This window comes from Pseudomonas shirazensis (genome assembly GCF_050496565.1).
Taxonomy (GTDB): Bacteria; Pseudomonadota; Gammaproteobacteria; order Pseudomonadales; family Pseudomonadaceae; genus Aquipseudomonas; species Aquipseudomonas shirazensis_A.
On sequence record NZ_JBNWAE010000008.1, the window covers coordinates 210,106 to 235,459 of the forward strand.

Annotated in this window: 31 protein-coding genes; 12 read left to right on the plus strand and 19 right to left on the minus strand. The window is 63.2% G+C overall.

Going from position 1 to position 25,354, the window contains the following annotated elements; translation table 11 throughout:
• Nucleotides 1-51: 51 nt before the first annotated feature.
• On the plus strand, nt 52-1,929 hold the full coding sequence (locus ACQZ2L_RS14045) for a TonB-dependent receptor domain-containing protein (protein WP_430326664.1): 1,878 nt from the start codon (nt 52-54) through the stop codon (nt 1,927-1,929).
• Here the strand turns inward: ACQZ2L_RS14045 and ACQZ2L_RS14050 are convergent.
• The 12 genes from ACQZ2L_RS14050 to nrdR form a co-directional block, all read right to left on the minus strand.
• A complete protein-coding gene (locus ACQZ2L_RS14050) occupies nt 1,901-2,716 on the minus strand; it encodes a cobalamin-binding protein (protein ID WP_430326665.1) in 816 nt (271 codons plus the stop codon). The two genes, ACQZ2L_RS14045 and ACQZ2L_RS14050, sit on opposite strands and share 29 nt — an antisense overlap.
• Nucleotides 2,716-3,135: an MFS transporter gene (locus ACQZ2L_RS14055; protein ID WP_314877095.1), complete on the minus strand. Its 420-nt coding sequence runs from the start codon at nt 3,133-3,135 to the stop codon at nt 2,716-2,718. Before ACQZ2L_RS14055 ends, ACQZ2L_RS14050 begins: the two co-directional genes overlap by 1 nt.
• On the minus strand, nt 3,132-3,749 hold the full coding sequence (ribA, locus tag ACQZ2L_RS14060; protein ID WP_103435135.1) for a GTP cyclohydrolase II: 618 nt from the start codon (nt 3,747-3,749) through the stop codon (nt 3,132-3,134). The genes ACQZ2L_RS14055 and ribA overlap by 4 nt, the downstream gene beginning before the upstream one ends.
• A 124-nt stretch (nt 3,750-3,873) precedes the next feature.
• Nucleotides 3,874-4,623 carry a substrate-binding periplasmic protein gene (locus ACQZ2L_RS14065; protein WP_430326666.1) on the minus strand — a complete coding sequence of 250 codons (750 nt, stop codon included), beginning with the start codon at nt 4,621-4,623 and terminating at the stop codon, nt 3,874-3,876.
• 14 nt (nt 4,624-4,637) lie between these two features.
• On the minus strand, nt 4,638-5,141 hold the full coding sequence (locus ACQZ2L_RS14070) for a phosphatidylglycerophosphatase A family protein (RefSeq protein WP_103435137.1): 504 nt from the start codon (nt 5,139-5,141) through the stop codon (nt 4,638-4,640).
• Nucleotides 5,138-6,103 carry a thiamine-phosphate kinase gene (gene thiL / locus ACQZ2L_RS14075; protein WP_430326667.1) on the minus strand — a complete coding sequence of 322 codons (966 nt, stop codon included), beginning with the start codon at nt 6,101-6,103 and terminating at the stop codon, nt 5,138-5,140. Before thiL ends, ACQZ2L_RS14070 begins: the two co-directional genes overlap by 4 nt.
• An 18-nt stretch (nt 6,104-6,121) precedes the next feature.
• Entirely contained in the window at nt 6,122-6,622 is a 501-nt protein-coding gene (gene nusB, locus ACQZ2L_RS14080) for a transcription antitermination factor NusB (RefSeq protein WP_186701532.1), read from the minus strand.
• Nucleotides 6,619-7,095, minus strand: a complete 477-nt coding sequence (ribH, locus tag ACQZ2L_RS14085) for a 6,7-dimethyl-8-ribityllumazine synthase (protein ID WP_003255395.1) — start codon at nt 7,093-7,095, stop codon at nt 6,619-6,621. The genes nusB and ribH overlap by 4 nt, the downstream gene beginning before the upstream one ends.
• A 90-nt stretch (nt 7,096-7,185) precedes the next feature.
• Nucleotides 7,186-8,277: a bifunctional 3,4-dihydroxy-2-butanone-4-phosphate synthase/GTP cyclohydrolase II gene (gene ribBA, locus ACQZ2L_RS14090; protein WP_101322307.1), complete on the minus strand. Its 1,092-nt coding sequence runs from the start codon at nt 8,275-8,277 to the stop codon at nt 7,186-7,188.
• Between the two features lie 18 nt (nt 8,278-8,295).
• Nucleotides 8,296-8,961, minus strand: coding sequence for a riboflavin synthase (locus ACQZ2L_RS14095; RefSeq protein ID WP_103435139.1), 666 nt, complete (start codon nt 8,959-8,961; stop codon nt 8,296-8,298).
• Nucleotides 8,962-9,004: 43 nt separating this feature from the next.
• On the minus strand, nt 9,005-10,135 hold the full coding sequence (gene ribD, locus ACQZ2L_RS14100; RefSeq protein WP_430326668.1) for a bifunctional diaminohydroxyphosphoribosylaminopyrimidine deaminase/5-amino-6-(5-phosphoribosylamino)uracil reductase RibD: 1,131 nt from the start codon (nt 10,133-10,135) through the stop codon (nt 9,005-9,007).
• A 2-nt stretch (nt 10,136-10,137) separates the two neighbouring features.
• Nucleotides 10,138-10,602, minus strand: coding sequence for a transcriptional regulator NrdR (gene nrdR / locus ACQZ2L_RS14105; RefSeq protein ID WP_101323120.1), 465 nt, complete (start codon nt 10,600-10,602; stop codon nt 10,138-10,140).
• A 106-nt stretch (nt 10,603-10,708) separates the two neighbouring features.
• On the opposite strand from nrdR, the gene ACQZ2L_RS14110 reads away from it, so the two are divergent.
• The 3 genes from ACQZ2L_RS14110 to trxA are packed head-to-tail and all read left to right on the plus strand — an operon-like array spanning nt 10,709 to nt 12,740.
• On the plus strand, nt 10,709-11,161 hold the full coding sequence (locus ACQZ2L_RS14110; RefSeq protein WP_430326669.1) for a YbaY family lipoprotein: 453 nt from the start codon (nt 10,709-10,711) through the stop codon (nt 11,159-11,161).
• A complete protein-coding gene (locus ACQZ2L_RS14115; protein WP_430326670.1) occupies nt 11,162-11,821 on the plus strand; it encodes a class I SAM-dependent methyltransferase in 660 nt (219 codons plus the stop codon).
• 31 nt (nt 11,822-11,852) lie between these two features.
• Nucleotides 11,853-12,740: a thioredoxin gene (trxA, locus tag ACQZ2L_RS14120; RefSeq protein ID WP_430326671.1), complete on the plus strand. Its 888-nt coding sequence runs from the start codon at nt 11,853-11,855 to the stop codon at nt 12,738-12,740.
• Nucleotides 12,741-12,946: 206 nt separating this feature from the next.
• Here trxA and ACQZ2L_RS14125 read toward each other — a convergent pair whose 3' ends face one another.
• Nucleotides 12,947-13,285: a hypothetical protein gene (locus ACQZ2L_RS14125; protein ID WP_430326672.1), complete on the minus strand. Its 339-nt coding sequence runs from the start codon at nt 13,283-13,285 to the stop codon at nt 12,947-12,949.
• A gap of 132 nt (nt 13,286-13,417) precedes the next feature.
• On the opposite strand from ACQZ2L_RS14125, the gene ACQZ2L_RS14130 reads away from it, so the two are divergent.
• From ACQZ2L_RS14130 to ACQZ2L_RS14150, 5 genes are all read left to right on the plus strand, one after another.
• Nucleotides 13,418-13,981, plus strand: coding sequence for a DUF2796 domain-containing protein (locus ACQZ2L_RS14130; protein WP_430326673.1), 564 nt, complete (start codon nt 13,418-13,420; stop codon nt 13,979-13,981).
• Nucleotides 13,982-14,692 carry an ATP-binding cassette domain-containing protein gene (locus ACQZ2L_RS14135; protein WP_430326674.1) on the plus strand — a complete coding sequence of 237 codons (711 nt, stop codon included), beginning with the start codon at nt 13,982-13,984 and terminating at the stop codon, nt 14,690-14,692. It begins immediately after the preceding gene.
• Nucleotides 14,692-15,957, plus strand: a complete 1,266-nt coding sequence (locus ACQZ2L_RS14140; RefSeq protein WP_430326675.1) for an ABC transporter permease — start codon at nt 14,692-14,694, stop codon at nt 15,955-15,957. Before ACQZ2L_RS14135 ends, ACQZ2L_RS14140 begins: the two co-directional genes overlap by 1 nt.
• Before the next feature lie 9 nt (nt 15,958-15,966).
• Nucleotides 15,967-16,509, plus strand: a complete 543-nt coding sequence (locus tag ACQZ2L_RS14145; protein ID WP_430326676.1) for a DUF3299 domain-containing protein — start codon at nt 15,967-15,969, stop codon at nt 16,507-16,509.
• Between the two features lie 106 nt (nt 16,510-16,615).
• Entirely contained in the window at nt 16,616-17,299 is a 684-nt protein-coding gene (locus ACQZ2L_RS14150) for an OmpW family outer membrane protein (RefSeq protein WP_101322316.1), read from the plus strand.
• 135 nt (nt 17,300-17,434) lie between these two features.
• On the opposite strand, the gene ACQZ2L_RS14155 is transcribed toward ACQZ2L_RS14150, so the two are convergent.
• The 4 genes from ACQZ2L_RS14155 to ACQZ2L_RS14170 form a co-directional block, all read right to left on the minus strand.
• On the minus strand, nt 17,435-17,695 hold the full coding sequence (locus ACQZ2L_RS14155) for a DUF3077 domain-containing protein (protein ID WP_430326677.1): 261 nt from the start codon (nt 17,693-17,695) through the stop codon (nt 17,435-17,437).
• Nucleotides 17,692-17,931 carry a hypothetical protein gene (locus tag ACQZ2L_RS14160; protein WP_430326678.1) on the minus strand — a complete coding sequence of 80 codons (240 nt, stop codon included), beginning with the start codon at nt 17,929-17,931 and terminating at the stop codon, nt 17,692-17,694. The genes ACQZ2L_RS14155 and ACQZ2L_RS14160 overlap by 4 nt, the downstream gene beginning before the upstream one ends.
• A gap of 365 nt (nt 17,932-18,296) precedes the next feature.
• Entirely contained in the window at nt 18,297-19,229 is a 933-nt protein-coding gene (locus ACQZ2L_RS14165; protein ID WP_430326679.1) for an NAD-dependent epimerase/dehydratase family protein, read from the minus strand.
• The gene (locus tag ACQZ2L_RS14170) at nt 19,222-20,106 is read right to left on the minus strand and encodes a sugar nucleotide-binding protein (RefSeq protein WP_430326680.1); all 885 of its coding nucleotides are present in this window, start codon (nt 20,104-20,106) and stop codon (nt 19,222-19,224) included. The genes ACQZ2L_RS14165 and ACQZ2L_RS14170 overlap by 8 nt, the downstream gene beginning before the upstream one ends.
• A 175-nt stretch (nt 20,107-20,281) precedes the next feature.
• Between ACQZ2L_RS14170 and ACQZ2L_RS14175 the strand changes: the two genes are divergently transcribed.
• Complete coding sequence (locus ACQZ2L_RS14175; RefSeq protein ID WP_430326681.1) at nt 20,282-21,121, plus strand: alpha/beta hydrolase; 840 nt, start codon at nt 20,282-20,284, stop codon at nt 21,119-21,121.
• A gap of 6 nt (nt 21,122-21,127) precedes the next feature.
• On the opposite strand, the gene ACQZ2L_RS14180 is transcribed toward ACQZ2L_RS14175, so the two are convergent.
• Complete coding sequence (locus ACQZ2L_RS14180; protein ID WP_103435151.1) at nt 21,128-21,940, minus strand: helix-turn-helix domain-containing protein; 813 nt, start codon at nt 21,938-21,940, stop codon at nt 21,128-21,130.
• Between the two features lie 177 nt (nt 21,941-22,117).
• On the opposite strand from ACQZ2L_RS14180, the gene ACQZ2L_RS14185 reads away from it, so the two are divergent.
• Nucleotides 22,118-23,560 (plus strand): alanine/glycine:cation symporter family protein, encoded by a 1,443-nt coding sequence (locus tag ACQZ2L_RS14185; protein WP_430326682.1) that lies wholly within the window; start codon nt 22,118-22,120, stop codon nt 23,558-23,560.
• Nucleotides 23,561-23,631: 71 nt separating this feature from the next.
• On the plus strand, nt 23,632-24,621 hold the full coding sequence (locus ACQZ2L_RS14190) for an asparaginase (protein WP_430326683.1): 990 nt from the start codon (nt 23,632-23,634) through the stop codon (nt 24,619-24,621).
• A gap of 146 nt (nt 24,622-24,767) precedes the next feature.
• On the opposite strand, the gene ACQZ2L_RS14195 is transcribed toward ACQZ2L_RS14190, so the two are convergent.
• Nucleotides 24,768-25,217 (minus strand): hypothetical protein, encoded by a 450-nt coding sequence (locus tag ACQZ2L_RS14195; protein ID WP_430326684.1) that lies wholly within the window; start codon nt 25,215-25,217, stop codon nt 24,768-24,770.
• Nucleotides 25,218-25,354 lie beyond the last annotated feature (137 nt).

Below are 25,354 nucleotides of genomic sequence, written 5' to 3' on the forward strand. Positions count from 1 at the left end.
GCTTGCCCGCGAAGGCCGCGGAGCGGCCCCAAAATGCCGTACGGAACCGTCATGAAACTCGCCCCCTTGGCCACCCTACTCTGCCTCCCCAGCACCCTGCTCGCCGCCGAACCCAGCCGCGATGACGCCCTGAAGCTCCCCGACGTCCTGATCAGCGCCAGCCGCCAGGTCGAATCGCGCACCAGCACCGCCGCCGCCAATACCGTGTTCACTCGCAGCGACATCGACCGCCTGCAACCCTCCAGCGTCACTGACCTGCTGACCCGCGTGCCCGGCGTGCAGGTTGCCCCTACCGGCGGACGCGGCAGCCTGCCGGGAATATTCATCCGTGGCACCAAGGCCGCCCAGAGCCTGGTCCTGGTCGATGGCGTGCGCATTGCCAATGCCACCTCCGGCGACAGCGGCCTGCAGTTTCTCGACATCGATCAGATCGAGCGCATCGAAGTACTGCGGGGCTCGCGTTCGGCGGTGTACGGCAGCGATGCCATCGGCGGGGTGATTCAGATCTTCACCCGCCGCAGCAGCGGCCCCGGCCTGCAGCCACGCCTGCGCGTTGCCGCCGGCAGCAACCAGACCTGGCAGCGCAGCCTGGGCGTGTCTGGCGGCAGCGACGCGACCCGTTTCAACCTCGGTGCCAGCCTCGACGAAACCGCCGGCATCGACTCGACCGGGCCTTCGCTTGCCAGCGATGGCGACCATGATGCCTATCGCAACCGCTCGCTCAACCTGAGCCTCAGCCACACCTTCAACGAGCGCTTCGAGGCGGGCCTGAACTTGCTCGACAGCCAAGGCCGCAGTGAATACGACAACCCGTTCGGCCGCTATGACTTCGCCAGCGGCCAGACCTTCGGCCAGCAGCCCTACACCGACTTCAACGTCAGCAGCATGGGCAGCTATTTCGCTGCACAGCTGAGCGATGCCTGGCATTCGCGCCTGGAGCTGGCACACAGCGAGAACCGCGATGACAAACGCGACAAGTTCAGCGACGAGCGCTTTGTGTTCAACACCTACCGCGACCAAGTGACCTGGCAGAACGACCTGACCCTTAACGAGCAGCACGCGTTGCTGTTGGGGGGTGACTGGTATCAGGACCGCGTGCACGCCGACACCGAGCTGGATCAGGACAGCCGCTGGAATCGCGCGGCGTTTGTGCAGCATCGCTACCAGGGCGAGCACTTCTCCAGCGAGCTTGGCGTGCGCCGTGATCAGAACCAGCAGTTCGGCGGCCAGACCACCTGGAGCGCCAGCCTGACGTTACCGGTCAATCACGCCAACGATGTGCTGCTGTCATACAGCGAAGGTTTCCGTGCGCCGACCTTCAATGACCTGTATTACCCGTCGTACAGCAATCCCGACCTCAAGCCTGAACACTCCAGGACAGTCGAGCTGCAGTGGCGCAGCCAGCTCGGCAGCGACAGCCAGTTGGAGGCTTCGCTGTACCGCACCGAATTGAGCGATGCGATCATCTTTGGTGAAGGCTCGATCCCGCGCAACGTCGCCAGCGCGCGGATCAACGGTGGCGAGCTCGCCCTCAGCCAGACGTGGGGTGCCTGGCACAGCCAACTTGGCCTGGCCATGATCGATCCGCGAGACCGCGACAGCGGCCACACCCTCGCCCGCCGCGCGCGCCGCACGCTGAGCCTGGATCTGGACCGCCAGTTCGAGCGTTTCGGCGTGGGCGCCAGCTGGCAAGCTGTCAGCAGCAGCTTTGATGACGAAGCCAACCGCAACAGATTGGCCGGTTACGGCTTGCTCGGCCTGCGCAGTAGCTGGGCCGCGAATGATGAACTGAAGCTGGAGCTGAAGCTGGATAACCTGCTCGACAAAGGCTACAGCCGCGCGCTCTACAGCTACGACAACAGTGCCTACGCCTACCGCGAAGAAGGCCGCCGCTGGCTGTTCAGCGTGACCTGGACGCCGGCGTTGTAGCGTCGAGCAAGGCGCACAGCTTGGCGGTCGCTTCGATCATCTGCCCGCTTGGGCGCTCCAAACCGTTATCCGGCAACACCAGCAGGTGACCGCCAGCCGTGGCCTTGAGCTGCGGCCAGGCCCGCCAGGTCGCCAGCTGGGCCTGGTCGCCGGCGACAATCACATCCGGGTTTCGCGCCAGCACCGACTCCACACTCACCAACGGCGCCGGCTGCGGCAGGTCGGCGAACACGTTGCGCGCGCCACATACACTCAGCGCATCGCTGACGATCTGTTTGCCGCCCAAGGTATACAGCGGCTTGTCCCAGACTTGGTAGAACACCGTCAGCGGCTGCTCGCGATGGTAGCGTTGCCGCAGGTCTTGCAGGCGCTGGCGCAAGCCCGCTGCGTAACGCTGGCCGTGTTCGGCCCGGCCGATACGGCTGGCGATCGCTTCGATGTGGCTGAGCAACTGCTCGAGCGTGGCCACTTCACCATCGTAGGTGGCGATGCCCAGCCGGCGTAGTTGCTCGCGCTGGGCGGGGGCAACGGCGCCGGGCCACAACAGCAGCAAATCCGGCCGCAGGCTGAGCAGGCGCTCCATATCCAGTTGGCCCTGGCGACCCACCGAGGGCAGCTGACGCAGCGCCGCTGGCCGCTCGCCGCCGTCGAGCACGCCCACCAGCAGGTCATCGGCCTGCAGTTCGAGCATGATTTCGCTCATCGACGGCGCCAGGCTGACCACCCGCAGTGGCTCGGCGGCAACGGCGCTGCCGAGCATCAGCAGCAGGCAGCAGAGCAGCCGCATCAGCCGAGCTGACGCGGGATGCGATAGAGGTACAGGATAACCACGGTGGACAAGGCCAGCAGCACCTGAGGGACTGCCTCAAGCCCGACCAGCACCGACAGTGCGGCGACCCAGGCAGGAATGCAGGCGTACAGCATGGCCAGGCGGCGGACCCGCGCCAGCTCGATCCAGGCCGCGGGCTCTTCGACGCTGCCGAGCACCTTGCTGGTGTGGATCAACGCGCGCTTGTACGCGGCAAAGCGAGCAAGGCTGAGAAACATGGTCGCAGCGCCGGCAATGAACAGCGGCATCGCCAGTACCGGGATCAGGCCGTCGCCGCCGCCAAATGCCCAGGCCATGATCGGCAGCGGCAGCAAGCCCAGGGCCAGATACTGCCACCAGGCCAGGGCCAACCGTCGCTTGACCTCGCTGCGGGTCACGCCTGCGGCACCTCACCCTGGTGCTCGGTGCCCATCATGTGGCCAAGCTTGCCGGCCTTGGTCGCCAGGTAATGGCTGTTGTGCGGGTTGTGGCCGGTGTGCAGCGGCACGCGCTCGGCAACGTTGATGGCCATAGCAGTCAGCGCTTTGACCTTGCGCGGGTTGTTGGTCATCAGGCGCAGCGACTTGACGCCCAGGTGCTCGAGCATCGGCAGGCACATGGCGTAGTCGCGCTGGTCGGCGGCAAAGCCCAGGCGCTCGTTGGCCTCGACCGTGTCGGCGCCGCCATCCTGCAGTTCGTAGGCGCGAATCTTGTTCAACAGGCCGATACCGCGGCCTTCCTGACGCAGGTACAACAGCACGCCGCGGCCTTCGCGGGCAATCGCCTGCAGCGCAGCTTCAAGCTGCGAACCACAGTCGCAGCGCTGGCTGAACAGCGCATCACCAGTCAGGCACTCGGAGTGCAGACGCCCCAGCACCGGCTCGCCATCAGCGATATCACCCAGGCTGAGCACGACGTGCTCGCGGCCCGTGGCTTCGTCAAGAAAGCCATGCATGGTGAAGGTCGCAAAAGGAGTCGGAAGTTTCGAGGCGGCAACAAAGACGACGGGCACGTTGTGCTCCTGATTAGTAACTTGGAATTTCACGTGGGCCGATTGTATCAGCAGGCTGACGAGCGTGCGCACGGTGAATACCGTCGGTTAAGATCGAAAGGTTCGATGCTTAGCGAGGATATGCTCAGCGAGGCTGGCTGTCGGCATTGAACGGATACGGCTGCTGCCATTTCTTGAAGATGGGTTCCAACTCGCCGCTGCGCACCAGTTGCTGCATGCGTTGGTCAAACAGCTCACTCAGCGCCTTGCCTTGCTCATTGTGAGTAAAGGCGAGATAGAGCGGCAGTTCGGCTACATGAGTGCGGCGAAAGTTGTCCGGTTTGGGCGCCTGAGCCTGGACGTATTCGACTTCCGTAAGTGAATCGACATAGAAGTCGACCCGGTTATGCTCGAGCATCGGCAGAATCCCTTCGCGGCGCTGGATTTCCCTGAACTGGTGAACGTTCGGTAGGTAGCTGCCGTAGTCATAACCGCGCACCCAGGCCAGGCGATAGTCGCCGATATTGGCGGGGGTCGGCACTGGCTTGCTGGTCAGACCCAGCGCGTAGATATGATCGACATCGAAATGCCAGCGCGGGTAGAGGTTGTCGTCGCTCTCCTGCTTGTAGGAGCCAACCCAGGCATCCGCCTCGCCACGTTTGACCAGGCCAATGGCACGGCTGTATGGCGCGCTCTGGATGGACACCTTGACCCCGGCGGGCTCGAACACCTTGCGCAACACATCCCAGGCCAGGCCTGTGCCATCGGCGTTGGTATAGTCGAGCCAGTCTTCACTGACCAGATGGATCTGCCCAGGCTGAGGCTTGTCGCTGGCGTTGGCGACAGCGCCGCCAAGCAGCATCAGCAACATCAGCACCGTCGTCCGTAAACCCATCTGCCACTCCCGTATCAGGCAACTGCCCAGACCAGAACCTGCATGCTCAGCCAGGCGAATACACCAGCGAGGATATCGTCGAGCATGATCCCGAACCCGCCATGCACGTGTTTGTCGATCCAGCGAATCGGCCACGGCTTGAGGATGTCGAAGAAGCGGAACATGAGGAACCCGGCCAGCAACCACTGCCAGCCCTCAGGCACCAGCCAGAGGGTGATCCACATGCCGACCATTTCGTCCCAGACAATGCCTTCATGGTCGTGAACGCGCAAGTCGGTCGCGACCTTGCCGCACAGCCAGAAGCCGAACAGCATGGTCACACCCAGCAGCAGCCAATAGCCCCAGTCGGGCAACATCTGCCACAGCGGAATGAACGGCAGCGCTACCAGCGAGCCCCAGGTGCCGGGGGCCTTGGGCAAGGTGCCTGACCCGAAACCAAAGGCGATGAAGTGCCACGGGTTGCGCCAGACCGAAGGCGGAACGAACTCCGCAGGCACCTGATTGGGGTGGTCGGTCACGGTGTCTCCCTAAAATGTTGATAGCCGCGTTGTCGCGGGGTGATGTCCTGGCCGTATTCGTCGCGCAGAATCACGCCCTCGCCGGCAACTGCCCGGCCGATGACATGCACCGCCAGGCCAGCGTCGCGCAGCGCGGGCAGCTGCTGCGCGGGCAAGGTGAACACCAGGACATAATCGTCGCCACCGGTCAGCGCCGCCTGGCGCGCTGCCGCTGGCCCTGAAAAAGCCACTAGAGCAGGTGACACTGGCACCTGGGCCAGGTTCACCTCGAGCGCCAGCCGGGACGCTTTGGCGATATGGCCGCAGTCGGCCAACAAGCCATCGGAGATATCCAGCGCCGCCGTGGCCTTGCCGCGCAGGGCCTGGCCCAAGGCAAACTGCGGCGAAGGTGACCAGTACTGCGCCAGCAGCGGCGCACTGATCTCGGCTGCCGCTTCACGCTCGCCCAGCACCAGCGGCAAGGCGCCGGCGGCATTGCCCAGTTCGCCGCCCACACAGAGCACGTCACCGACCTGTGCGCCCGAGCGCAGCAGGGCCTGCCCGGCCGCAACCTGGCCAAACACAGTCATGGTGATACTCAATGGGCCACGGGTGGTGTCGCCGCCGATCAGGCTCAGGCGGCAATGCCGGGCCATGCGATCGAGGCCTTCGGCATACGCCTTGAGCCACTGCTCGCTGACCTCGGGCAAGGTCAGCGCCAGGGTAAAGCCGACGGGCGTGGCGCCCATGGCTGCCAGGTCACTGGCCGCTACGGCCAGCGAGCGCTGGCCCAATAGCGAGGGGTCGCAGGCGTGCGGAAAATGCACGCCGGCGACCAAGGTATCGGTAGACACCGCCAGTTGCGCGGCAGCCGGCAGGTCAAGCAGGGCACAGTCGTCGCCAATCCCCAACGCAACACCTGCGCCGCCCTGCGCACAGGGCGCGGCGGCGAAGTAATGACGGATCAGCTCAAACTCACCCATGGCTGGTCAGCGCCGCGATCAGCGCTTGAACGCCTTGACTTCCGCTTCACGGACCAGCGGGGCCAGCTTGTCGAGTACACCGTTGACGAACTTGTGGCCGTCGGTGGCGCCGAAGATCTTGGCCAGCTCGACGCCTTCGTTGATCACGACCCGGTAAGGCACGTCAACGCGCATCAGGAACTCCCAGGTGGACAGGCGCAGAACCGCCAGTTCAACCGGGTCGAGCTCTTCCAGCGGGGTGTCCAGGCAAGGCTTGAGCGCGGCATCGATGTCGTCTTTCTTCGCCGGGACCCCGTGCAGGATCTCGCGGAAATAAGCGCCGTCGATGTCGGAGAAATCGTTGTCGACGCGGAACTGCGCCTCGATTTCGTTCAGCGATTGCTTGGCCATGTGCCACTGATACAGCGCCTGGGTCGCGAGCTTGCGTGCTTCGCGACGCTTGGCGCTTTTCGATGGTTTGCCAGCATCCGCAGGTTTTGGATCGCGCGGGTTGAAACGATCGCTTTCGTCGCTAATCACTTGGCCTCCAACTGCGCCAGCAGGCTGACCATTTCCAGAGCGGACAGGGCAGCTTCAGCGCCTTTGTTGCCGGCTTTGGTGCCGGAACGTTCGATGGCCTGCTCGATCGAGTCGACGGTCAGTACGCCGAATGCGACTGGAACACCGAACTCCATCGACACCTGGGCCAGGCCCTTGGTGCATTCGCCGGCAACGTATTCGAAGTGCGGAGTACCACCACGGATCACGGCGCCCAAGGCGATGATCGCGTCGTAAGCGCCCTGCTGGGCGACTTTCTGTGCAACCAGCGGGATTTCGAAGGCGCCAGGAGCACGGATGATGGTGATGTCGCTTTCGCTGACGCCATGGCGTACCAGCGCATCAACGGCACCGCTCACCAGGCTTTCGACGACGAAGCTGTTGAAGCGGCCAACCACCAAAGCATAGCGACCTTTGGGGGCGATGAAGGTACCTTCGATGGTCTTCAGGGTCATTGCGGTGTTCTCATTTTAAAGAGCGAGGCCGCCCTAGGCGGCCTGCAGGAGGGTTTGGACACGAGCGCCAGGGCGATTGGCGCGCCTGTGTCACTCAGAGGGCACGTATTCTACAACTTCCAGATCGAATCCGGATATCGCATTGAACTTCATCGGCGAGCTCATCAGGCGCATCTTGCGCACACCGAGGTCGCGCAGGATCTGCGAACCGGCGCCAACCGTGCTGTAGGTGCTCGGCGTCTTGACCTGGGTTTCGCCGGCGCTTTCGCGGATATGCGCCAGCACCACGTCGCCATCGAGCGGGTGACCGAGCAGCAGCACCACACCGCTGCCGGCCTCTGCCACGGCGCTCATGGCGGCGCGCAGGCTCCAGCGACCGGGCTGTTTGACCATCAACAGGTCGCGCAGCGGGTCCATGTTGTGTACCCGCACCAGGGTCGGTTCTTCGGCGCAGATCTTGCCCAGGGTCAGTGCCATGTGCACATCGCCTTCGACCGAATCACGGTAGGTGACGAGGTTGAACTGGCCCAGTTCGCTGTCCAGCGGCTGCTCGGTGACCCGCTGAACGGTACGCTCGTGGATCATGCGGTAGTGGATCAGGTCGGCGATGGTGCCGATCTTCAGGCCGTGCTCGGCGGCGAACACTTCAAGCTCAGCGCGACGCGACATGGTGCCGTCGTCGTTCATCACTTCGCAGATCACCCCGCTCGGCTCGAACCCGGCCATGCGCGCCAGGTCACAGGCAGCTTCGGTGTGGCCAGCGCGGGCCAGGGTGCCGCCAGGCTGGGCCATCAGCGGGAAGATGTGGCCAGGGCTGACGATATCGTCGGCCTTGGCATCCTTGGCCGCAGCGGCCTGCACGGTGCGCGCACGGTCAGCTGCGGAAATCCCGGTGGTGACGCCTTCGGCGGCTTCGATCGAGACGGTGAACTTGGTGCCGAAGCCCGAACCATTGCGTGGCGCCATCAACGGCAGCTTGAGGGTTTCGCAGCGCTCGCGGCTCATCGGCATGCAGATCAGGCCACGGGCGTGCTTGGCCATGAAGTTGATGTGCTCGGGCTGGCAGCACTCGGCGGCCATGATGATGTCGCCTTCGTTTTCGCGGTCTTCGTCATCCATGAGGATGACCATCTTGCCTTGGCGGATGTCTTCGACCAGCTCTTCAATACTGTTGAGCGCCACGCGGCACCCCCTTCTCGATCAGGATTTCAGGTAGCCGTTGGCGGCCAGGAAGCTTTCGGTGATGCTACTGCCCTTGCTCGGTTCGGCAGCCTTGTCACCCAGCAGCAGACGCTCCAGGTAACGGGCCAGCAGGTCGACCTCAAGGTTCACCCGACGCCCGCTGCGGTAGTCGGCCATGATGGTTTCGGACAGGGTATGCGGCACGATGGTCAGCTCGAATTCGGCGCCATCGACCTCATTGACCGTCAGGCTGGTGCCGTCGACGGTGATCGAGCCCTTGTGGGCAATGTACTTGGCCAGCTCCTTGGGGGCGCGCACGCGGAACTGGATCGCACGCGCGTTATCGCTGCGGGAGATGATTTCGCCGACGCCGTCGACGTGGCCGCTGACCAGGTGGCCGCCCAGGCGGGTGGTCGGGGTCAGAGCTTTTTCCAGGTTGACCGGGCTGCCGCTTTTCAAATCATTGAATGCGGTGCAGTCGAGGGTTTCGCGGCTGACGTCGGCCCAGAAGCCGTCGCCAGGCAGTTCCACCGCAGTCAGGCAGACGCCATTGACGGCAATGCTGTCGCCCAGTTTGACGTCACCCAGGTCGAGCTTGCCGGTCTGGACGTAGACGCGCACGTCGCCGCCCTTGGGAGTCAGGCTGCGGATGGTGCCGATCGATTCGATGATGCCGGTGAACATTGGGTTCTCCTCGGAAACTGGGCGGCGTTGGGCCAGCCGCGCATTATACGCCGGCGGCCGGTTGGGGGATGGCCGTGATTCGCCAGTCATCGCCCACCGCGCGCATTTCGGTGATTTTCAGTCGCGGCGCTTCGCTCATCTTCGTCAGCGGCCAGTCCAGCAGTGGCCGTGCCTGGGAGCCGAGGATGGTGCCGGCGACAAACAATTGGTATTCGTCGATCAGACCAAGCTGAGCAAAGGCGCCGACCAGGCCGGCGCCCGCCTCGAGCAGAATCTCGTTGACCCCGCGCGCCGCCAGGGCGCTGAGCAGGCCGGGCAGATCCACCCGCCCATCGGCGCCGGGCAGCTGCAGCAGTTCATGGCCAGCCTCGGCGTAGCGTGGGTCAGCGGCGGCGCCGGTGACTACCAGTACCGGCCCAGCCTGGAACAAAGGCGCAGTCAGCGGCAGGCGCAGGCGGCTGTCGATCAGCACCCGCAGCGGTGGCCGTGACAAGGCCAGGGCGGTGGTATCAGGGTCCAGGCCCAGCTCGGCGCCGCGCACGGTCATCCGTGCATTGTCGGCCAGCACACTGCTGGCGCTGGTCAGCACCACGCTGGAGCGCGCGCGCAGGCGTTGCACCGCTGCACGAGCGGCCGGGCCGGTAATCCACTGGCTTTCACCACTGGCCATGGCGGTGCGTCCGTCCAGGCTCATCGCCAGTTTGGCGCGGACGAACGGCAGGCCGTGCTCCATGCGTTTCAAGAAACCGGGGTTGAGCGCGCGCGCTTCTTGCTCGAGCACGCCACTGGCAACCTCGATACCGGCTTCGGCCAGGCGCCGTAGGCCCTGCCCGGCGACTTGCGGGTTAGGGTCCTGCATCGCTGCGACCACCCGGGCCACACCGGCTTTGACCAACGCTTCGGCACACGGCGGGGTGCGCCCATGGTGGCTGCACGGCTCAAGCGTGACATAGGCGCAGGCACCCTGGGCGCGCTCGCCGGCCTGGCGCAGGGCATGCACTTCGGCGTGCGGCTCGCCGGCGCGCACATGCCAGCCCTCGCCGACCACCTCGCCATCACGCACGATGACGCAGCCAACGCGCGGGTTGGGATGGGTGCTGTACTGGCCTTTGCGGGCCAGTTGCACGGCCAGGGCCATGTAATGGGCGTCGAGAATTGCGGTCAGGCTGGGCATGCTTACTCTTTGCCTGGCTGGCGCGCCAGGCGGTCAATTTCTTCGCGGAATTCGTCAAGGTCCTGGAAACGTCGGTAGACCGAGGCAAACCGAATATAGGCGACTTCGTCGAGTTGACGCAGCGCCTCCATGACCAGCTCACCGACCACCAGCGACTTGACCTCGCGCTCGCCGGTGGCGCGCAGCTTGTGCTTGATCTGCGCCAGCGCAGCTTCCAGGCGCTCGACACTGACCGGGCGTTTTTCCAGCGCGCGCTGCATGCCGGCGCGCAGCTTGTCTTCGTCGAATGGCTGGCGGGTGCCGTCTTGCTTGATCAGCCGCGGCAGTACCAGTTCGGCGGTTTCGAAGGTGGTGAAGCGCTCGCCGCAGGCGACGCATTCGCGCCGGCGACGCACTTGTTCGCCCTCGGCGACCAGGCGCGAATCGATGACCTTGGTGTCGTTGGCACCGCAAAAGGGACAGTGCATGGTGGCAGGCAACAAAAAAAAGGGAGGGCCATGGTAGCGCATCCGACTGGCAAGACAAGCCAAAGGGGTTACCATCCACTCAAATCTGCCCCTGAAGGACTTCTCCATGCACTTTCGAGCGCTCGTCGTGCTCTGCCTCGCTGGCCTGATGACGGCCTGCAGCAGCGATAAACCTAAAAACCAACCGGTGCCCGCAACGCCGGCGCCGAAAGCGGTGAAAAAGGCCCCGGCGCTGGGCCCACTGCCGGCTTATCAACGGGAGATCAGCGGCAGCCTGCAGGACATACCGGCGGGTGCCGAGGTCGAGCTGGCATTGCTGGTGATCGACGAACGTGATCGCCCGCAGCGGCTGCTGGCCAGCAGCACCCTGACCGGTACCGGTCAGGACCTGCCCTACCAACTGCGCTTCAACCCGGAAGCATTCCCGGCCGGTGCCCGCGTCGAGTTGCGCGGTCGCGCCAGCCGCTCAGGCCAGTTGATCATGCACCTGCCGCCACAGCGCATTGCCCAGGCCACCAGCCAGGCGACTGGCCCGCTGCGCTTCGAGAAAGCCCCGTAAATGGCGCCAGTGCAGTTGCAGCAGGCGCTCAGCGGCCTGATCGGCGAAGCGCAGCTGGTTGCCACTGCGCTGCCGGCGTGCGCGCTGAAACTGTGGCTGCTCGATGCCGACAACATGCACCGCGCATTCACCCGCGAAGAGACCCAGCGCATCCTCGATGAGCCGCCGTACTGGAGCTTCTGCTGGGCCAGCGGCCTGGCCATGGCCCGCTACCTGGCGGCCAATCCACAGTGGGTCGAGGGCAAGCGCGTGCTCGACTTTGGCGCAGGCTCCGGCATTGCCGGAATCGCCGCAGCGCAGGCGGGTGCTGTCGAAGTGGTTGCCTGTGACCTTGATCCGCTGGCCTTGGCGGCCTGCCGGGCCAATGCTGCGCTGAACCAGGTCGAGCTCGGCTACAGCAGTGATTTTTTCGCCGAGGCGGACCGCTTCGACCTGATTCTGGTAGCTGACGTGCTCTACGACCCGGCCAACCTGCCGCTGCTCGATGGCTTTCTCAGCCGCGGCCGCCAGGTGCTGGTGGCCGACTCGCGGGTGCGCGACTTCAGTCACCCGCTGTACCGTCAGTTGGGCGTGCTCGAAGCCCTGACCCTGCCCGACCTGGCCGAGCCACACGAATTCCGCCGGGTCAGCCTGTACCACGCCAGCCGCGAGCCTTTATAGTGGTGTCATTCAAAGATTTGCGAGAGTTGCGATGAGCCTAGCCCCCGATACCAACGCCCTGCCGTACATTTTCGATGCCACCGACGCCAACTTCCAGCAGTTGGTCATCGAGAACTCCTTCCACAAGCCGGTACTGGTGGACTTCTGGGCCGAGTGGTGTGCGCCGTGCAAGGCGCTGATGCCATTGCTGGCGAAGATCGCCGAGGGTTATCAGGGCGAGCTGTTGCTGGCCAAGATCAACTGCGACGTCGAGCAGCAAGTAGTTGCCCAATTCGGTATCCGCAGCCTGCCGACCGTGGTGCTGTTCAAGGACGGTCAGCCGGTTGACGGCTTTGCCGGTGCGCAGCCCGAATCGGCGATTCGTGCCCTGCTCGAGCCGCACGTGCAGATGCCTGCCGCGCCGACTGCCTCGCCACTGGAAGAAGCCAAGGCGCTGTTTGCCGAAAGCCGCTTTGCCGATGCCGAAGCGACCCTCAAGCTGTTGCTGGGCGAAGACAACAGCAATGCCGAGGCGCTGATCCTGTATGGCCGTTGCCTGGCCGAGCGTGGCGAGCTGAGTGAGGCTGAAGCCGTGCTGGGTGCGGTCAAGAGCGACGAGCACAAGGCTGCCCTGGCCGGCGCCAAGGCGCAGCTGACCTTCCTGCGCCAGGCCGCCAGCCTGCCGGAAGCCGCCGAGCTGAAGAGCCGCCTGGCGCAGAACCCTGAGGACGACGAAGCGGCTTATCAGCTGTGCATTCAGCAGTTGGCGCGCCAGCAGTATGAGGCGGCTCTGGATGGGTTGTTGAAGCTGTTCCAGCGTAATCGCGGCTATGAAAACGGCTTGCCGCACAAGGCGCTGCTGCAGGTGTTCGAGCTGCTCGGCAATGAGCATCCGCTGGTTACCGCGTACCGGCGCAAGCTGTTTGCCTTGATGTATTGAGCTGCGGTCTGCGGCGTTGCATAAATCCTGGGGTCGCTTTGCGACCCTTTCCGACCGGTCCGGCGTCCCGGCAAGGCCGCTCCTACAGGTCAGCGGCGTGCTTTGGGCGACTCTGTCCCCTGTAGGAGCGGCCTTGTGTCGCGAAAGGCCAGCGCAGCTGGCCCAGCGATGCATGTGTTGCCGCCAAACTTGCGGCCTGGCTCCATTCAACCCAGCCAGTGATACACCGGTGCATCCCCCGCACTTTCCACCTTCACTTCTGCACTATGACGCAAGCGCACTAATAACCGCTTGCCCGCCGCCGTGCTGCCGGTCAACTGCTCCAGCCGCTCAAGTAATTCTGGCCCAGTCATCTGCCCGGCCACGCGCAAGGCTTCGCGCGCAGCTTGCCACTGGTCATCGCCCTGCCGCACCACCGGTGCCGGCGTCGTCTTTTCCGCCGGCGCAGCCAACTCCACCTGATGCCCAAGCTGCGCCCATTCCGCCGGCTCCAGCTCGATGGTCAGGTCCACCGGCCAGTCGCCGATCATTCCTCGTATTCTCACGCTGACTTCCTCGATCACGATTGCATGGCACCCATGCTCCCACGACATGAAACCTTCGCCAAGCGGCTGGCACTCGCCAGAAAAATTGTTATAACATTACCAAATCATTCACCATGCTCCCTGGAGTTGTCCATGCGCCGTCTGTTGCTTGCACTGCCCTTCGCCCTGCTGCCCCTGGCCGTGGCGCATGCCCACGATGAGCATGACCACGATCACGACCACACCGCCCTGGGCGCCCATGAACACGGCGTGGCCAAACTCGACGTCGTGCTGGATGGCAAGACCCTCGAGCTTGGTCTGGACAGCCCGGCGATGAACCTGGTGGGCTTTGAACACGCCGCCAGCAGCGACGCCGACAAGGCCAAGGTAGCCAGCGTACGCCAGCAACTGGAGCAGCCGCTGCAGCTGTTGGGTCTGGCCAAGGACGCCGGCTGCAGCATCGACGCGCAGGAGCTGCAAAGCCCGCTGTTCGAGGCGCCAGCAGCCGCTGCCGGCAAAACCGAGAAACACGCCCACAGCGATATCGAAGCGCACTACCAGTTCACTTGCAGCAACCCGGGCAAACTCGCCAGCATCGACCTCGCGCCGCTGTTCAAGGCTTACCCGGCGATGCAGAAGATCAACGTGCAGTTGATCGGCCCTAATGGCCAGAAAGGCCTTGAAGCAACGCCTGCCGCTGCGACGGTCGCGTTCTGAATGAGCCAGGCGTTGATCGAGCTGCGTGATCTGCTGTTCGCCTGGCCCGGCCAGGCGCCACTGCTGGATATCCCGCAGTTTCGCCTGGAAGCGGGCGAAGCGCTGTTTCTCAAGGGCCCCAGCGGCAGCGGCAAGACCACCCTGCTCGGCCTGCTCGGCGGCGTAAACCTGCCAGCGCAGGGCAGCGTGCACCTGCTCGGCCGTGCCTTGGCCGAGCTGGGCCAGGGCGCGCGCGATCGCTTCCGTGTCGATCACACCGGCTACATCTTTCAGCAATTCAATCTGCTGCCGTTTCTGTCGGTGCGGGAAAACGTCGAACTGCCATGTCGTTTCTCTGCCAGCCGCGCCGAGCGTGCGCGCCAGCGCCATGGCAGCGTTGATCAGGCGGCCACACAACTGCTCGCGCACCTGGGTCTGACTGACCCGGCAATGCTCGCGCGGCGCGCCGACAGCCTGTCGATCGGCCAGCAGCAACGCGTAGCCGCGGCCCGGGCGCTGATCGGCCAACCGGAGCTGGTGATCGCCGATGAGCCAACCTCGGCACTCGACGCCGACACCCGCGAAGCGTTTATCCGGCTGCTGTTCGACGAATGCCGCGCCGCCGGTTCCAGCCTGCTGTTCGTCAGCCACGACCAGAGCCTGGCGCCGCTGTTCGATCGACACCTGTCACTGGCCGAACTCAATCGCGCCGCCGCGCCCCGGGAGGCCTGATGTACCTGCTCCGCCTTGCTCTGGCCAGCCTCGCCAACCGGCGCTTCACCGCCTTTCTTACCGCCTTCGCGATTGCCCTGTCGGTCTGCCTGCTGCTGGCCGTGGAACGGGTCCGCACCGAAGCCCGCGCCAGCTTTGCCAGCACCATCAGCGGCACCGACCTGATCGTCGGCGCCCGCTCGGGCTCGGTCAACCTGCTGCTGTACTCGGTGTTTCGTATCGGCAATGCCACCAACAACATCCGCTGGGACAGCTACCAGCACTACGCCAGCGACCCGCGGGTGAAGTGGGCGATCCCGATTTCGCTGGGCGACTCGCACCGTGGCTATCGGGTGATGGGCACCAGTACCGATTACTTCAGCCATTACCAATATGGTCGTCGTCAGCACCTGGAACTCAGCCAGGGCCGACCGTTTGCCGATAACCCGTTCGACGTGGTGCTCGGCGCCGAAGTCGCCGAGGCACTGCACTACAAGCTCGGCGACAAGCTGGTGCTGGCACATGGCGTGGCGGCGATCAGCCTGGTCAAGCACGATGACAAGCCGTTCACTGTGGTCGGCGTGCTCAAGCGCAGCGGCACCCCGGTCGACCGCACCCTGCACATCAGCCTGGCCGGTATGGAGGCCATTCATGTCGACTGGCACAACGGCGTGCCGGCCCGCGGCGCAGGGCGCATCAGTGCTGAGCAAGCACGTGGCATGGACCTGCAACCGACTGCGATCACGGCCTTCATGCTTGGCCTGAACAACAAGATCGCCACCTTCAGCGTGCAGCGCGAGATCAACCAGTACAGCAACGAGCCGTTGCTGGCGATTCTCCCAGGCGTAGCCCTGCAGGAGCTGTGGAGCCTGATGGGCACCGCCGAGCAAGCGCTGTTCGTGGTGTCGTTGTTCGTCGTGCTGACCGGCTTGATCGGCATGCTCACGGCGATTCTGACCAGCCTCAACGAGCGCCGCCGGGAGATGGCCATTTTGCGCTCGGTGGGTGCTCGGCCTTGGCATATCGCTGGCCTGTTGGTCCTCGAGGCGCTAGCGCTGGCGGTAGCGGGTATCGTCGCCGGTCTCGCCCTGCTGTACGCCGGCATCGCTCTGGCCCAGGGCTACGTGCAGGCCAACTATGGCTTATACCTGCCAGTGGCCTGGCCGAGTAGCCATGAGTGGACGCTGCTGGCTATCATCCTCGGCGCAGCGTTGCTGATGGGCAGCGTGCCGGCCTGGCGTGCCTATCGGCAGTCATTGGCTGATGGCCTGTCGATTCATCTGTGAGTGATTGCCATGCGTTTGCCCTGCTTTAGTGCCCAGCTCTGGCGCCGCCTGATGGTGCTGGTGTTGCTCTGTACCTCACCGGTGTGGGCGGCTGAACCGCGCGAGCTGGACTGGCCGGCGCTGATCCCCGAAGGTGCACCCGTAGAAGCGCCGCAGCTGGCGCCGCTGCACGACCTGTCGCAGATCGGCAACGCGCTGGCGGCAGAGTCCGCGCCCCCTGCGCCACAGCAATCGGCCAATGCGCCGGTGGTGCAGGCGCTGGACAATCAGCAGATCAAGCTGCCGGGCTATATCGTGCCGCTGGAAGTCAGCGAAGAAGGCCGTACTACCGAATTTTTGCTGGTGCCGTACTACGGTGCCTGCATTCACGTGCCGCCACCGCCGTCGAATCAGATCGTGCATATTTTCAGCGAGATGGGGGTTCGCGTCGAAGACCTGTACCAGCCGTACTGGATCGAGGGGCGTATGCAGGTCAAAGCCAGCAGCAGCGAGCTGGCCGACGCCGGTTACCAGATGGAAGCCGAAAAAATCTACGCTTACGAGCTGAAATAAGCCCGCAGGACTGCTATGCCGCGCTTCGTTGAGCTGGGTCAAACATTTGGTTTAAGCGCCTCCGTACCATTAGGCCATTGATTACCTATGTCCTTTCGGAGCTTCCATGAACAAGTCCTTGCTCGGCGCCTCGCTCGTCGCCCTGGCCCTCGTTGCGCCTGCTGCCCACGCTCACCAGCCGGGTGATTTCATTGTCCGCGCCGGCGCCATCACCACCGCGCCCAACGAAAGCAGCGGCGACTTGCGCTTCGACGGCAACAAGGTAGCCGGCACCAAAGCAACCCTGACCAGCGACACCCAGCTGGGCCTGACCTTCGCTTACATGCTCAGCGACCACATCGGCGTCGAGCTGCTGGCGGCCACGCCGTTCCAGCACACCGTTGGCGTCAAGGGCCTGGGCGGCGGCCTGGACGGCAAGCTGGCCGACATCAAGCAACTGCCACCGACCCTGTCGCTGCAGTACTTCCCGATGGACCCAGCCTCCAAGTTCCAACCGTATGTGGGCGTGGGCATCAACTACACCCTGTTCTTCGATGAAGACCTGAGCAGCGCGCGCAAGCAGCAAGGCTTCAGCAACCTCAAGATGCAGGACTCGATCGGCATCGCCGGCCAGGTCGGCATGGACTACATGATCACCGACAACGTGCTGGTCAACGCCTCGGTCTGGTACGTCGACATCGACACCAAAGCCACCGTCGACGGCCCTGCCGCACTGGGCTACAGCAAGACCAAGGTCGACGTAGAAGTCGATCCATGGGTGTATATGGTCGGTATCGGCTACAAGTTCTGATCGTTGTTGCATGACAAAGCCGTTGCCATCAGGCAGCGGCTTTTTGCTGTCAGCGCTGGGCATTGCCAGCCTTCATGCAGGCAGACATGCAGGCGCAGGTAAAGCCAATAAATTCTCCGCGAGCAGAGCAGTGGTTCAGTGCGAAACCAGTGCTCTGTTGACACCCAGCTCCATGTCGTCAATTAGGGCCTTGGCGAGCTCACTCAGTATTCGTACAGCGCTGCCTGCTTGCCGATCATTCTCCATCTCCGCCTCTGTAGCGAGATGGCGGATACAGCCCAGGAGTACAGATAGCTCCGAGAACGCCTGATCAAGTGGCACATCACGCTGTACGCAGAAAAGGTTCTGGCAAGGTGTCTGGCCTGGAGTTCGGCGGTGCTTGATATCGGTTTTCATGACACCGCCTCCTTATCCCTGGCATGCGCAACCAACGCAAGTATCAGCTGGTTGAGCACCTCTATGACCTCCAGCAAGTACTTGTGGATGCCGATAGGCTCACCGACAAGATTGGCTCTGATTGTTCCGTTCAAGCAGTCGAGCAGCTTGTCGACCTGAGCGAGCGCATCTTCCACGCTGAGTTCGGCGTTAATCAGGAAATAGGCTACTGGCGGGTCGGGGACGAGCTTTTTCATGGTCAGGTCTCTTGTGTGTTCACAGAAAACCACCACCGTCGCTCTTCTCACGGATTGAGGGTGGCAGCCGTGCACAGGGTGAGAAACCGAGACACAAGAGAAACCCGGCCAGACCGAAGTCTGCCCGCGCACGGCTGCCATAAACTGGCCGTAACTTGTGTTGTCGGGTTCTCACACCCGGTCACCACTTCTGGCGACCCTTTGACATTAAGACTGAGGTGATTTCCCGACAACTGAGCTGCTTCCGAAAGACGCGTAGGATAATTCCTAGACGGGCTTTTGCAGAAGCATTTGGATTTGATTTCAGAAAGGTCTGACGCGCAGATGGGTTTCCCGCAGGCCAGAGCGACCTGCGGAACGGAGGCTTAGCCCTTGCCTAACAGCTTGGCCAAACCTTCGACCATCGGCGTCGGCTGGGGGAAGTCGAAACGCGCCAGCAAACGCGCGTTGTCTGCGCGGGAGTGGCGGATGTCGCCCGAGCGGGCTTCGCCGTAGCTGATTTCCGGCAGGCTGCCAATGACGTTGCGCAGCGCGGCCAGCAGCTGATTCAGCGAGGTCGCCTGGTTCAGGCCGATGTTCACGGCGCCCTCTTCCACCTGCGGTTGCTCAAGGGCCTGGACCATGACCTGGACCAGATCACCAACATAGAGGAAGTCGCGAGTCTGTTCGCCGTCGCCAAATACCTTGATCGGCAAGCCTTGGGTGGCGCGCTCGCTGAAAATGCTGATCACCCCGGAATACGGCGAGGACGGATCCTGGCGCGGGCCGAAGATGTTGAAGAAGCGGAAGATCACCGGCTCCAGACCATGCTGGCGGCGGTAGAAATCCAGGTACTGCTCGCTGGCAAGTTTGTCCACTGCGTAAGGCGTCAGTGGCGCCTTGGGCGTGTCTTCGGCAATCGACTGGCCTTCACCATTGTTGCCATACACCGCGGCGCTGGACGCAAACAGCACCCGACGCACGCCGTTCAGGCGCATGGCTTCGCAGACATTCAGGGTGCCGATGAAATTGCTCTGGTGGGTTTTCACCGGGTCATCCACCGAGGCCTGCACCGAAGCCACTGCAGCCAGATGCACCACTGCGCGGCAGCCAGCGGCAGCACGGGCGACCAGAGCAGCGTCGGCGACATCGCCTTCGATCAGCTCCAGGCCGGGGTGCTGCAACTGCAGGTTGGCGCGCTTGCCGGTGGACAGGTCGTCAAGGATGCGCACCGCATAGCCTTTGCCCAGCAAGGCGTCGGACAGGTGCGAGCCGATGAAGCCCGCGCCGCCGGTGATCAGAATAGGGGCGTCAGCCATGTCGGTAGAATCGGTCCAGTAAAGGCGCCAGGCCCGAGCGCCAGGCGCGCGGCTTGATGCCGAAGGTGTGAAGGATCTTCTTGCAGGCCAGCACCGCGTTCTGTGGCTCTTCGCTGGCGTCCGGCCGCGCGGCGTGAGCCTGGGCGGTGGGTGCCTGCACTGCGAGCTGGCGCCATTGCTGTGCTTCGGCAAGGATCGCCTGGCCCAGCGCCAGCGGCGTGGTCGCCTCGTTGCCGGCGTAGTGGTAGGTGCCCCACAGCGGCGCGGCGCAGTCGAGCTGCTTGAGCACCGAGAGGATGACCCGGGCAGCATCGTCGACTGGCGTCGGATTGCCGCGGCGGTCATCTGCCAGAAGCAACTCCTGCGGTTGCTCGGCGCGGGTCAGGAAGCGCCCGAGGGTGCCGTCGATGCTCTCGTCCAGCACCCAGCCAAAGCGCAGCAGCACATGCTGCGGGCACGTTGCGCGCACGCTCTGCTCGACCCGCCACAGCGCCTGGCCGCGGCTGCCCAGGGGCATCGGCTCGTCCTTTTCGCTGTAGGCAGTGGCCCGCGAGCCATCGAACACGCGATAGCTGGAAGGCTGCACGAGGATCATTTCGTGGTGCTGGCAAAGCTCGGCCAGGCGCTCGACTGCGCGCTCTTGCTGGGCGAGGCGCTGTTCGCTGACCGCCTCGGCCTGGAACCAGTCGAAGTAATAGGCGAGGTTGATCACCACGTTGGGGCGGTGTTCGTCCAGCAGCAGGGTCAGGCTGGCCGGATCCCAGCCGTTGTCCGGCGGACGCGGCGCCAGGAATCCGATGTCTTCCTCGGCCCCGAGACGAATCAGCGCTTGCCCGAGGGCATTGCCACCACCCAACAGCATCAGGCGCATACGCATAGGGTAAAAAAGTCCGCTCAGATCGTTGGAAGAAAAAAGCATTTTGCGGTTTCCGACAGGGGAAGTCCAACGCCTGCTGGATTGCGGCGTTGCTCGGCACTGCGCCAGCGCACTGTGCGAGGCTGTTATCGACCTATACTGAGCGCGCCATCCCCTGCTCAGCGCGAAGGTCTACATGCCTACCGAATCCATCGCTGCACACCGTTCGACCTGGCAGTACGACGAGGCAGCGCCCGGCGCAGAGCGGTTCATCGAACAGTCATTCGACGGCTATCGGCAGCAGGCACGACTGCTGGTGCCCGATGTTGCACACGCCCCGCCCGCCTTTATCGTCGGTGGCGCACGCTCGGACTTCACTCGTCTCAACCCGTTGCTGTATCGCTTGCAGGCGCAGGGCATCGGCTCGCTCAGCGGCAACTTGTCCGGCCACAGCCTGGCCAGCCAACCGGGCGCCACCGCGCCGTCGCTGAGCACCAATCTGCACGAGGCACTGAGCTTTCATCGGCATATCGCCGAACAGTGCCATACCTTGATCGGCCACAGCCTCGGCGCAGCCATTGCGCTGAAGATGGCCGCGCAGTTGCCGAGCATCTCCAAGCTGGTGCTGATCTGCCCGGCGGTTTACCCGGACGCCGCGCACCAGGCGCCGTTCGGCCCCGCGTTCACCGCAGCGATTCGCCAGCCGTTCGCCTTTCTGCAATGTGACAGCTATGAATTCTTGCGCACCTTTACCGGCCAGGTGTTGCTGGTGATCGGTGAATACGACGGGCTCAATTCGCGGGCCTATGGCCAAGGCGCCGGCACCTCGGCGGGCACGCGCTGGGTGTCCGGCGTTCAGCGCTACAGCCCGATCCCGGAAGAGGTCACTCATACCCTGCTGCGCTCGGTGCCAGCGCCGCATGTCGAGTGCCTGCTGCTGACCGACTGCGACCACGGCATCGCCGCTCACCTGCGGGACAATCCGCAGGTCGCCGACCAGGTGGCAGAGGTGACCGCAGCGTTCATTCGCGGCTGAGGCGGCCTACTCGATCTCGAACAGGCCGTTGCTCAGCGGGCCGACGCTGAGGCGCTCGCGCACGTCATCGTCGATGCGCGGATCATCCGGGCGATACAGCTTGACCTGGCGGTAGGCATTGATGCGGTTGATCTCCTCGCCAAGAAATTCCCAGACCACCCGGGTACAGGCCGGGTTGCGCCGGTCGCCGCTGGAGACCCCGGTCTTGAGCCCGTTCAAGCGGGTGATGCGGCTCTTGAAGCTGGGGATGAGGATGGTCTGGCTCATCTCGTTGAGGGTCAGTGATTCGTAGTCGATCAGGAACATGCGGTCCTGCAACTGGAACGCTGCACCAAGGTAGCGGCAGCGCACTTCGGCGTGCAGGTCGGTGGCGCTGCTGCGCTCCTGGCGTTCCTGGCGCTCGAACAGAAAGCTGCCGCGCTCCTCACGTAAATGCACCAGCGACACCAGAATGGCCCCCGGTACCGACATGCAGTTGGAGTATTCGAAGTAATAGCCGCAGTAGCGCGAAAGGTTACCGGCGTGGGCGTGCAGGGGCTTGAACAGCTCGCTGATGGGGTCGTTCAACGGCCCATTCTGCTCCGACGGAATGCGCGCGCCGATTAAACGCGCGAACTGCTCGGGCGGCAAATTCAGCTCGTAATCCTCGACACCGAAGAAATCACCGATGCGCTTGAGGTTGTAAGCCGTCGGACGGCTCTGCCCGCTCAAATACTTGTTGAACTGGGCGCGGTTGATCGACAGCTGTCGGCAAACCTCGGAGATAGAGCGGTAGTGGCTACAAGCCAATTTCAGATTGCTAGCGAAATGATCGCTCATGTACGAGGTCCAGCTGATGCGAGTGACGCAATCATAGCATCAAGTCGCGCCAACTGAGAGCAACCCGCGAAATTGTAACGACTCTTGTCATGGCCAACCATGCGCCCAACGAAAAGCGGCGCGTCGTTGCCGCCGCTGGTCATTCCACGCGAAGAATAAGAATCGAGGTCATTTGCCATGCTCGAAGTACTCAACGATTTCCTTTCGGGGAAGCTGCTCATCGTCCTTATCGTCGGACTCGGTAGCTACTTCACCATCCGCTCGCGGTTCGTCCAGTTCCGTCATTTCGCGCACATGTTCGGTGTGTTCAAAGAATCCCTGCGTGGCCAGGCTGGCCAGCTGAGCTCGTTCCAGGCACTGATGCTGAGCCTGGCCGGCCGTGTTGGCGCCGGTAACATCGCCGGTGTCGGTATTGCCGTGACCCTCGGTGGCCCAGGCGCTGTGTTCTGGATGTGGGTGACCGCGCTGGTCGGCATGTCCAGCAGCTTCTTCGAATGTACCCTGGCCCAGGTGTACAAGCGCGCCGATGGCGATGGCCTGTACCGTGGCGGCCCGGCTTACTACATCCTGCATGGCTTGAAATTCAAGCGCATGGCGGTGGTGTTCTCGCTGTTGCTGCTGGTGACCTACGGCTTCGCCTTCAACGGCCTGCAGTCGTACACCGTGACACACTCGCTGCAAAATGCCTTCGGCTTCCCGCCGCAGCAGACCGGTATTGCCCTGGCAGTGCTGCTGGCGATCGTCTTCCTCGGTGGTATCAAGCGTATTGCTTCGGTGTCCGACCTGCTGGTACCGGTCAAGACCCTGGCTTACATCGGCGTCACCCTGTATGTAATCGGCAGCCAGATCGAGCACGTTCCGGCGATGCTGGAAACCATCTTCAAAAGCGCCTTCGGCCTTGACCCTGCGTTCGGCGGCCTGCTCGGCAGCGCGATCGTGATGGGCGTCAAGCGTGGCGTGTTCGCCAACGAAGCGGGCCTGGGCAGTGCGCCCAACGTTGCTGCTGTGGCCGCGGTCAAGCACCCTGGCGCACAGGGCGTGGTGCAGGCGTTCAGCGTGTTCCTCGACACCTTCGTAATCTGCACCTGCACCGCACTGCTGATCCTGCTGTCGGGCTTCTACACCCCAGGCTTCGAAGGTGACGGCATCGTCCTGACCCAGAACTCGCTGGCCGCTGTGGTCGGTGACTGGGGTCGTCTGTTCGTCAGCGTCGCGCTGTCGCTGTTCGTCTTCACCTGCATCCTCTACAACTACTACCTGGGCGAGACCAGCCTGCAGTTCCTGACCCGCAAGCGTTCGGTGCTGATGGGCTACCGCGGCCTGGTCCTGGCGCTGATCGTATGGGGTTCGGCGCAAGACCTGTCGACCGTGTTCGCCTTCGCCGACATCACCATGACCTGCCTGGCCTTCGTTAACCTGATCGCTCTGACCCTGCTGTTCAACATCGGCCTGCGAGTAATGCGTGACTACGATGTGCAGCGCAAGGCTGGCATCAAGCAACCAGTGTTCGACTCGAGCAAGTTCCCTGACCTGGACCTGGACCGCAACGCCTGGCCAGTGCCGGCAGCTGCTGAAACAACCGCTGACAACACCGTCGGTCAGGTTCAGACCCAGCGCTGATATCCTCCCCTGCCAGCCGCCCCATTCGCGGGCGGCTGCTTTACTCTCCGCTCATCGTTACGGAATGCGCCATGCGTGCAGTCAAGAATCTCCTCGTCCTCTATACCGGTGGCACCATCGGCATGCTCGAAACACCCCAGGGCCTGGCCCCGGCGGGCGGCTTCGACGTGCGCATGCGCGAGCATCTGGCGCAGCTTGACGATGCTCCGCAGATCCAGTGGACACTGCGTGAAATGAACCCGCTGCTGGACAGCGCCAACATGCAGCAAGCCAACTGGCTGGCCATGCGTGACGCGATTGTCGAAGCAGTGGAACGTGACGGCCATGACGGCGTGCTGGTACTGCACGGCACCGATACTTTGGCCTACACCGGCGCGGCTTTGTCGTTCGTGCTGCTCGGCCTGCCGGTGCCGGTGCTGCTGACCGGCTCGATGCTGCCCGCCGGCGCACCGGACAGCGACGCCTGGGACAACCTGATCGGCGCCTTGCGCCTGCTTGAAAGCGGTATCGAAGACGGCGTGCAGTTGTACTTCCACGAGCAACTGCTGCACGGCTGCCGCGCCTCAAAGCTGCGCAGCGAGGCATTCGACGCCTTCGCCGCCCTGCCCCGCCATCGCGACGGCGAGCGGGCACCAGCGATCCCGGCAGTGCTCGACTATCGCCAGCCGCGCCAGCCGGTAAAGTTGGCTGTACTGCCGGTGTTCCCCGGGCTGCAGGCAGAACACCTGCGCGGCCTGCTCGAAACTGGCATACAAGGGCTGGTGCTGGAGTGCTACGGCAGCGGCACCGGGCCGTCCGACGACCAGGCCTTGCTGGATGTGCTGCATGACGCCCACCAGGGCGGCGTGGTGATCGTTGCGATCAGCCAGTGCCCCGTTGGTTCGGTGGTGTTTGACACCTACGCCGCCGGTAGCCGGCTGCGTGACACTGGCCTGATCAGCGGCGGCGGTATGACCCGTGAAGCGGCGTTGGGCAAGTTGTTTGGCTTGCTTGGGGCGGGGTTGGATGCGCAGGCGACGGAGCATTGGTTTGCGCTGGATCTGTGTGGTGAGCGGGCTTGAGCTACTGATTTATAATCTGGCTAGTCATTGCGAGGAGCACGCTTCGCGCAATGACTGGCCTGTTCAGTTAGCCTAGCGAATAAGATAACGCTGCTCACTGCATCAACAGCCTTGCTCGAAACGACCACCAAACTTTACGACGCATATCATTGATTCAATGCAATCTCAAAATCGTCCTCACCCAAGTGAGTGACTTTGACAGCATTAGTTACATCTTGCCCGTCTTCAGTCACGAGCTGATAGTTGGACTGCAAATATGACTCGCTAGTCATGATCATCTTTGAACCCAACTTACTGCCCACTGCCATGCACACGCCACCGATCGTTGCGATAGGGCCAGGGTAAATCTGGATGTACTGGAACAATGTCGGTCCAGTCATTCCGTTGTACCTTATGGTTTCCGGGCCGAAAATCATGGTGAGCACCCCTACGGCTGTCACGATAAAGCCTATACCTACCAACAGCCAGTAGGCATAGACTGCGCCGCCCTCCTCAGCGTTGACGTAGGCCTGATAGGCATCGGCAAAGCCGGCAACGCAGTACTCGCTTTGCGAGTTCTTGATTGTAATTCGAGTTGAAGAAATGATGTCCTGCATGGGCCCGCTCCTTGGAAAAAGCGGATTGTACTTAATAAATTCTGGCATTAATTACCAAGCAAGCAATCTCAGAAACTTCCTACACTAAAAGTTATCTCGGATGCACACCTGTAACTTCTATTAATAACCCATCGGAA

Coding starts and splice junctions, on each gene's coding strand:
- ACQZ2L_RS14150 (WP_101322316.1), top strand. CDS start 16,616: ATGAACAAGTCCTTGCTCGGCGCCTCGCTCGTCGCCCTGGCCCTCGTT.
- ACQZ2L_RS14095 (WP_103435139.1), bottom strand. CDS start 8,961: ATGTTCACCGGCATCATCGAATCGATCGGCACCATCCGCAGCCTGACT.
- ACQZ2L_RS14050 (WP_430326665.1), bottom strand. CDS start 2,716: ATGCGGCTGCTCTGCTGCCTGCTGCTGATGCTCGGCAGCGCCGTTGCC.
- trxA (WP_430326671.1), top strand. CDS start 11,853: ATGAGCCTAGCCCCCGATACCAACGCCCTGCCGTACATTTTCGATGCC.
- ACQZ2L_RS14175 (WP_430326681.1), top strand. CDS start 20,282: ATGCCTACCGAATCCATCGCTGCACACCGTTCGACCTGGCAGTACGAC.
- ACQZ2L_RS14135 (WP_430326674.1), top strand. CDS start 13,982: ATGAGCCAGGCGTTGATCGAGCTGCGTGATCTGCTGTTCGCCTGGCCC.
- ACQZ2L_RS14130 (WP_430326673.1), top strand. CDS start 13,418: ATGCGCCGTCTGTTGCTTGCACTGCCCTTCGCCCTGCTGCCCCTGGCC.
- ACQZ2L_RS14115 (WP_430326670.1), top strand. CDS start 11,162: ATGGCGCCAGTGCAGTTGCAGCAGGCGCTCAGCGGCCTGATCGGCGAA.
- ACQZ2L_RS14140 (WP_430326675.1), top strand. CDS start 14,692: ATGTACCTGCTCCGCCTTGCTCTGGCCAGCCTCGCCAACCGGCGCTTC.
- ACQZ2L_RS14170 (WP_430326680.1), bottom strand. CDS start 20,106: ATGCGTATGCGCCTGATGCTGTTGGGTGGTGGCAATGCCCTCGGGCAA.
- ACQZ2L_RS14165 (WP_430326679.1), bottom strand. CDS start 19,229: ATGGCTGACGCCCCTATTCTGATCACCGGCGGCGCGGGCTTCATCGGC.
- ACQZ2L_RS14155 (WP_430326677.1), bottom strand. CDS start 17,695: ATGAAAACCGATATCAAGCACCGCCGAACTCCAGGCCAGACACCTTGC.
- ribD (WP_430326668.1), bottom strand. CDS start 10,135: ATGCCCAGCCTGACCGCAATTCTCGACGCCCATTACATGGCCCTGGCC.
- ACQZ2L_RS14195 (WP_430326684.1), bottom strand. CDS start 25,217: ATGCAGGACATCATTTCTTCAACTCGAATTACAATCAAGAACTCGCAA.
- ribH (WP_003255395.1), bottom strand. CDS start 7,095: ATGACCCTGAAGACCATCGAAGGTACCTTCATCGCCCCCAAAGGTCGC.
- ACQZ2L_RS14045 (WP_430326664.1), top strand. CDS start 52: ATGAAACTCGCCCCCTTGGCCACCCTACTCTGCCTCCCCAGCACCCTG.
- ACQZ2L_RS14065 (WP_430326666.1), bottom strand. CDS start 4,623: ATGGGTTTACGGACGACGGTGCTGATGTTGCTGATGCTGCTTGGCGGC.
- ACQZ2L_RS14145 (WP_430326676.1), top strand. CDS start 15,967: ATGCGTTTGCCCTGCTTTAGTGCCCAGCTCTGGCGCCGCCTGATGGTG.
- ACQZ2L_RS14110 (WP_430326669.1), top strand. CDS start 10,709: ATGCACTTTCGAGCGCTCGTCGTGCTCTGCCTCGCTGGCCTGATGACG.
- ACQZ2L_RS14180 (WP_103435151.1), bottom strand. CDS start 21,940: ATGAGCGATCATTTCGCTAGCAATCTGAAATTGGCTTGTAGCCACTAC.
- ACQZ2L_RS14160 (WP_430326678.1), bottom strand. CDS start 17,931: ATGAAAAAGCTCGTCCCCGACCCGCCAGTAGCCTATTTCCTGATTAAC.
- ACQZ2L_RS14185 (WP_430326682.1), top strand. CDS start 22,118: ATGCTCGAAGTACTCAACGATTTCCTTTCGGGGAAGCTGCTCATCGTC.
- thiL (WP_430326667.1), bottom strand. CDS start 6,103: ATGGGTGAGTTTGAGCTGATCCGTCATTACTTCGCCGCCGCGCCCTGT.
- nrdR (WP_101323120.1), bottom strand. CDS start 10,602: ATGCACTGTCCCTTTTGCGGTGCCAACGACACCAAGGTCATCGATTCG.
- ACQZ2L_RS14190 (WP_430326683.1), top strand. CDS start 23,632: ATGCGTGCAGTCAAGAATCTCCTCGTCCTCTATACCGGTGGCACCATC.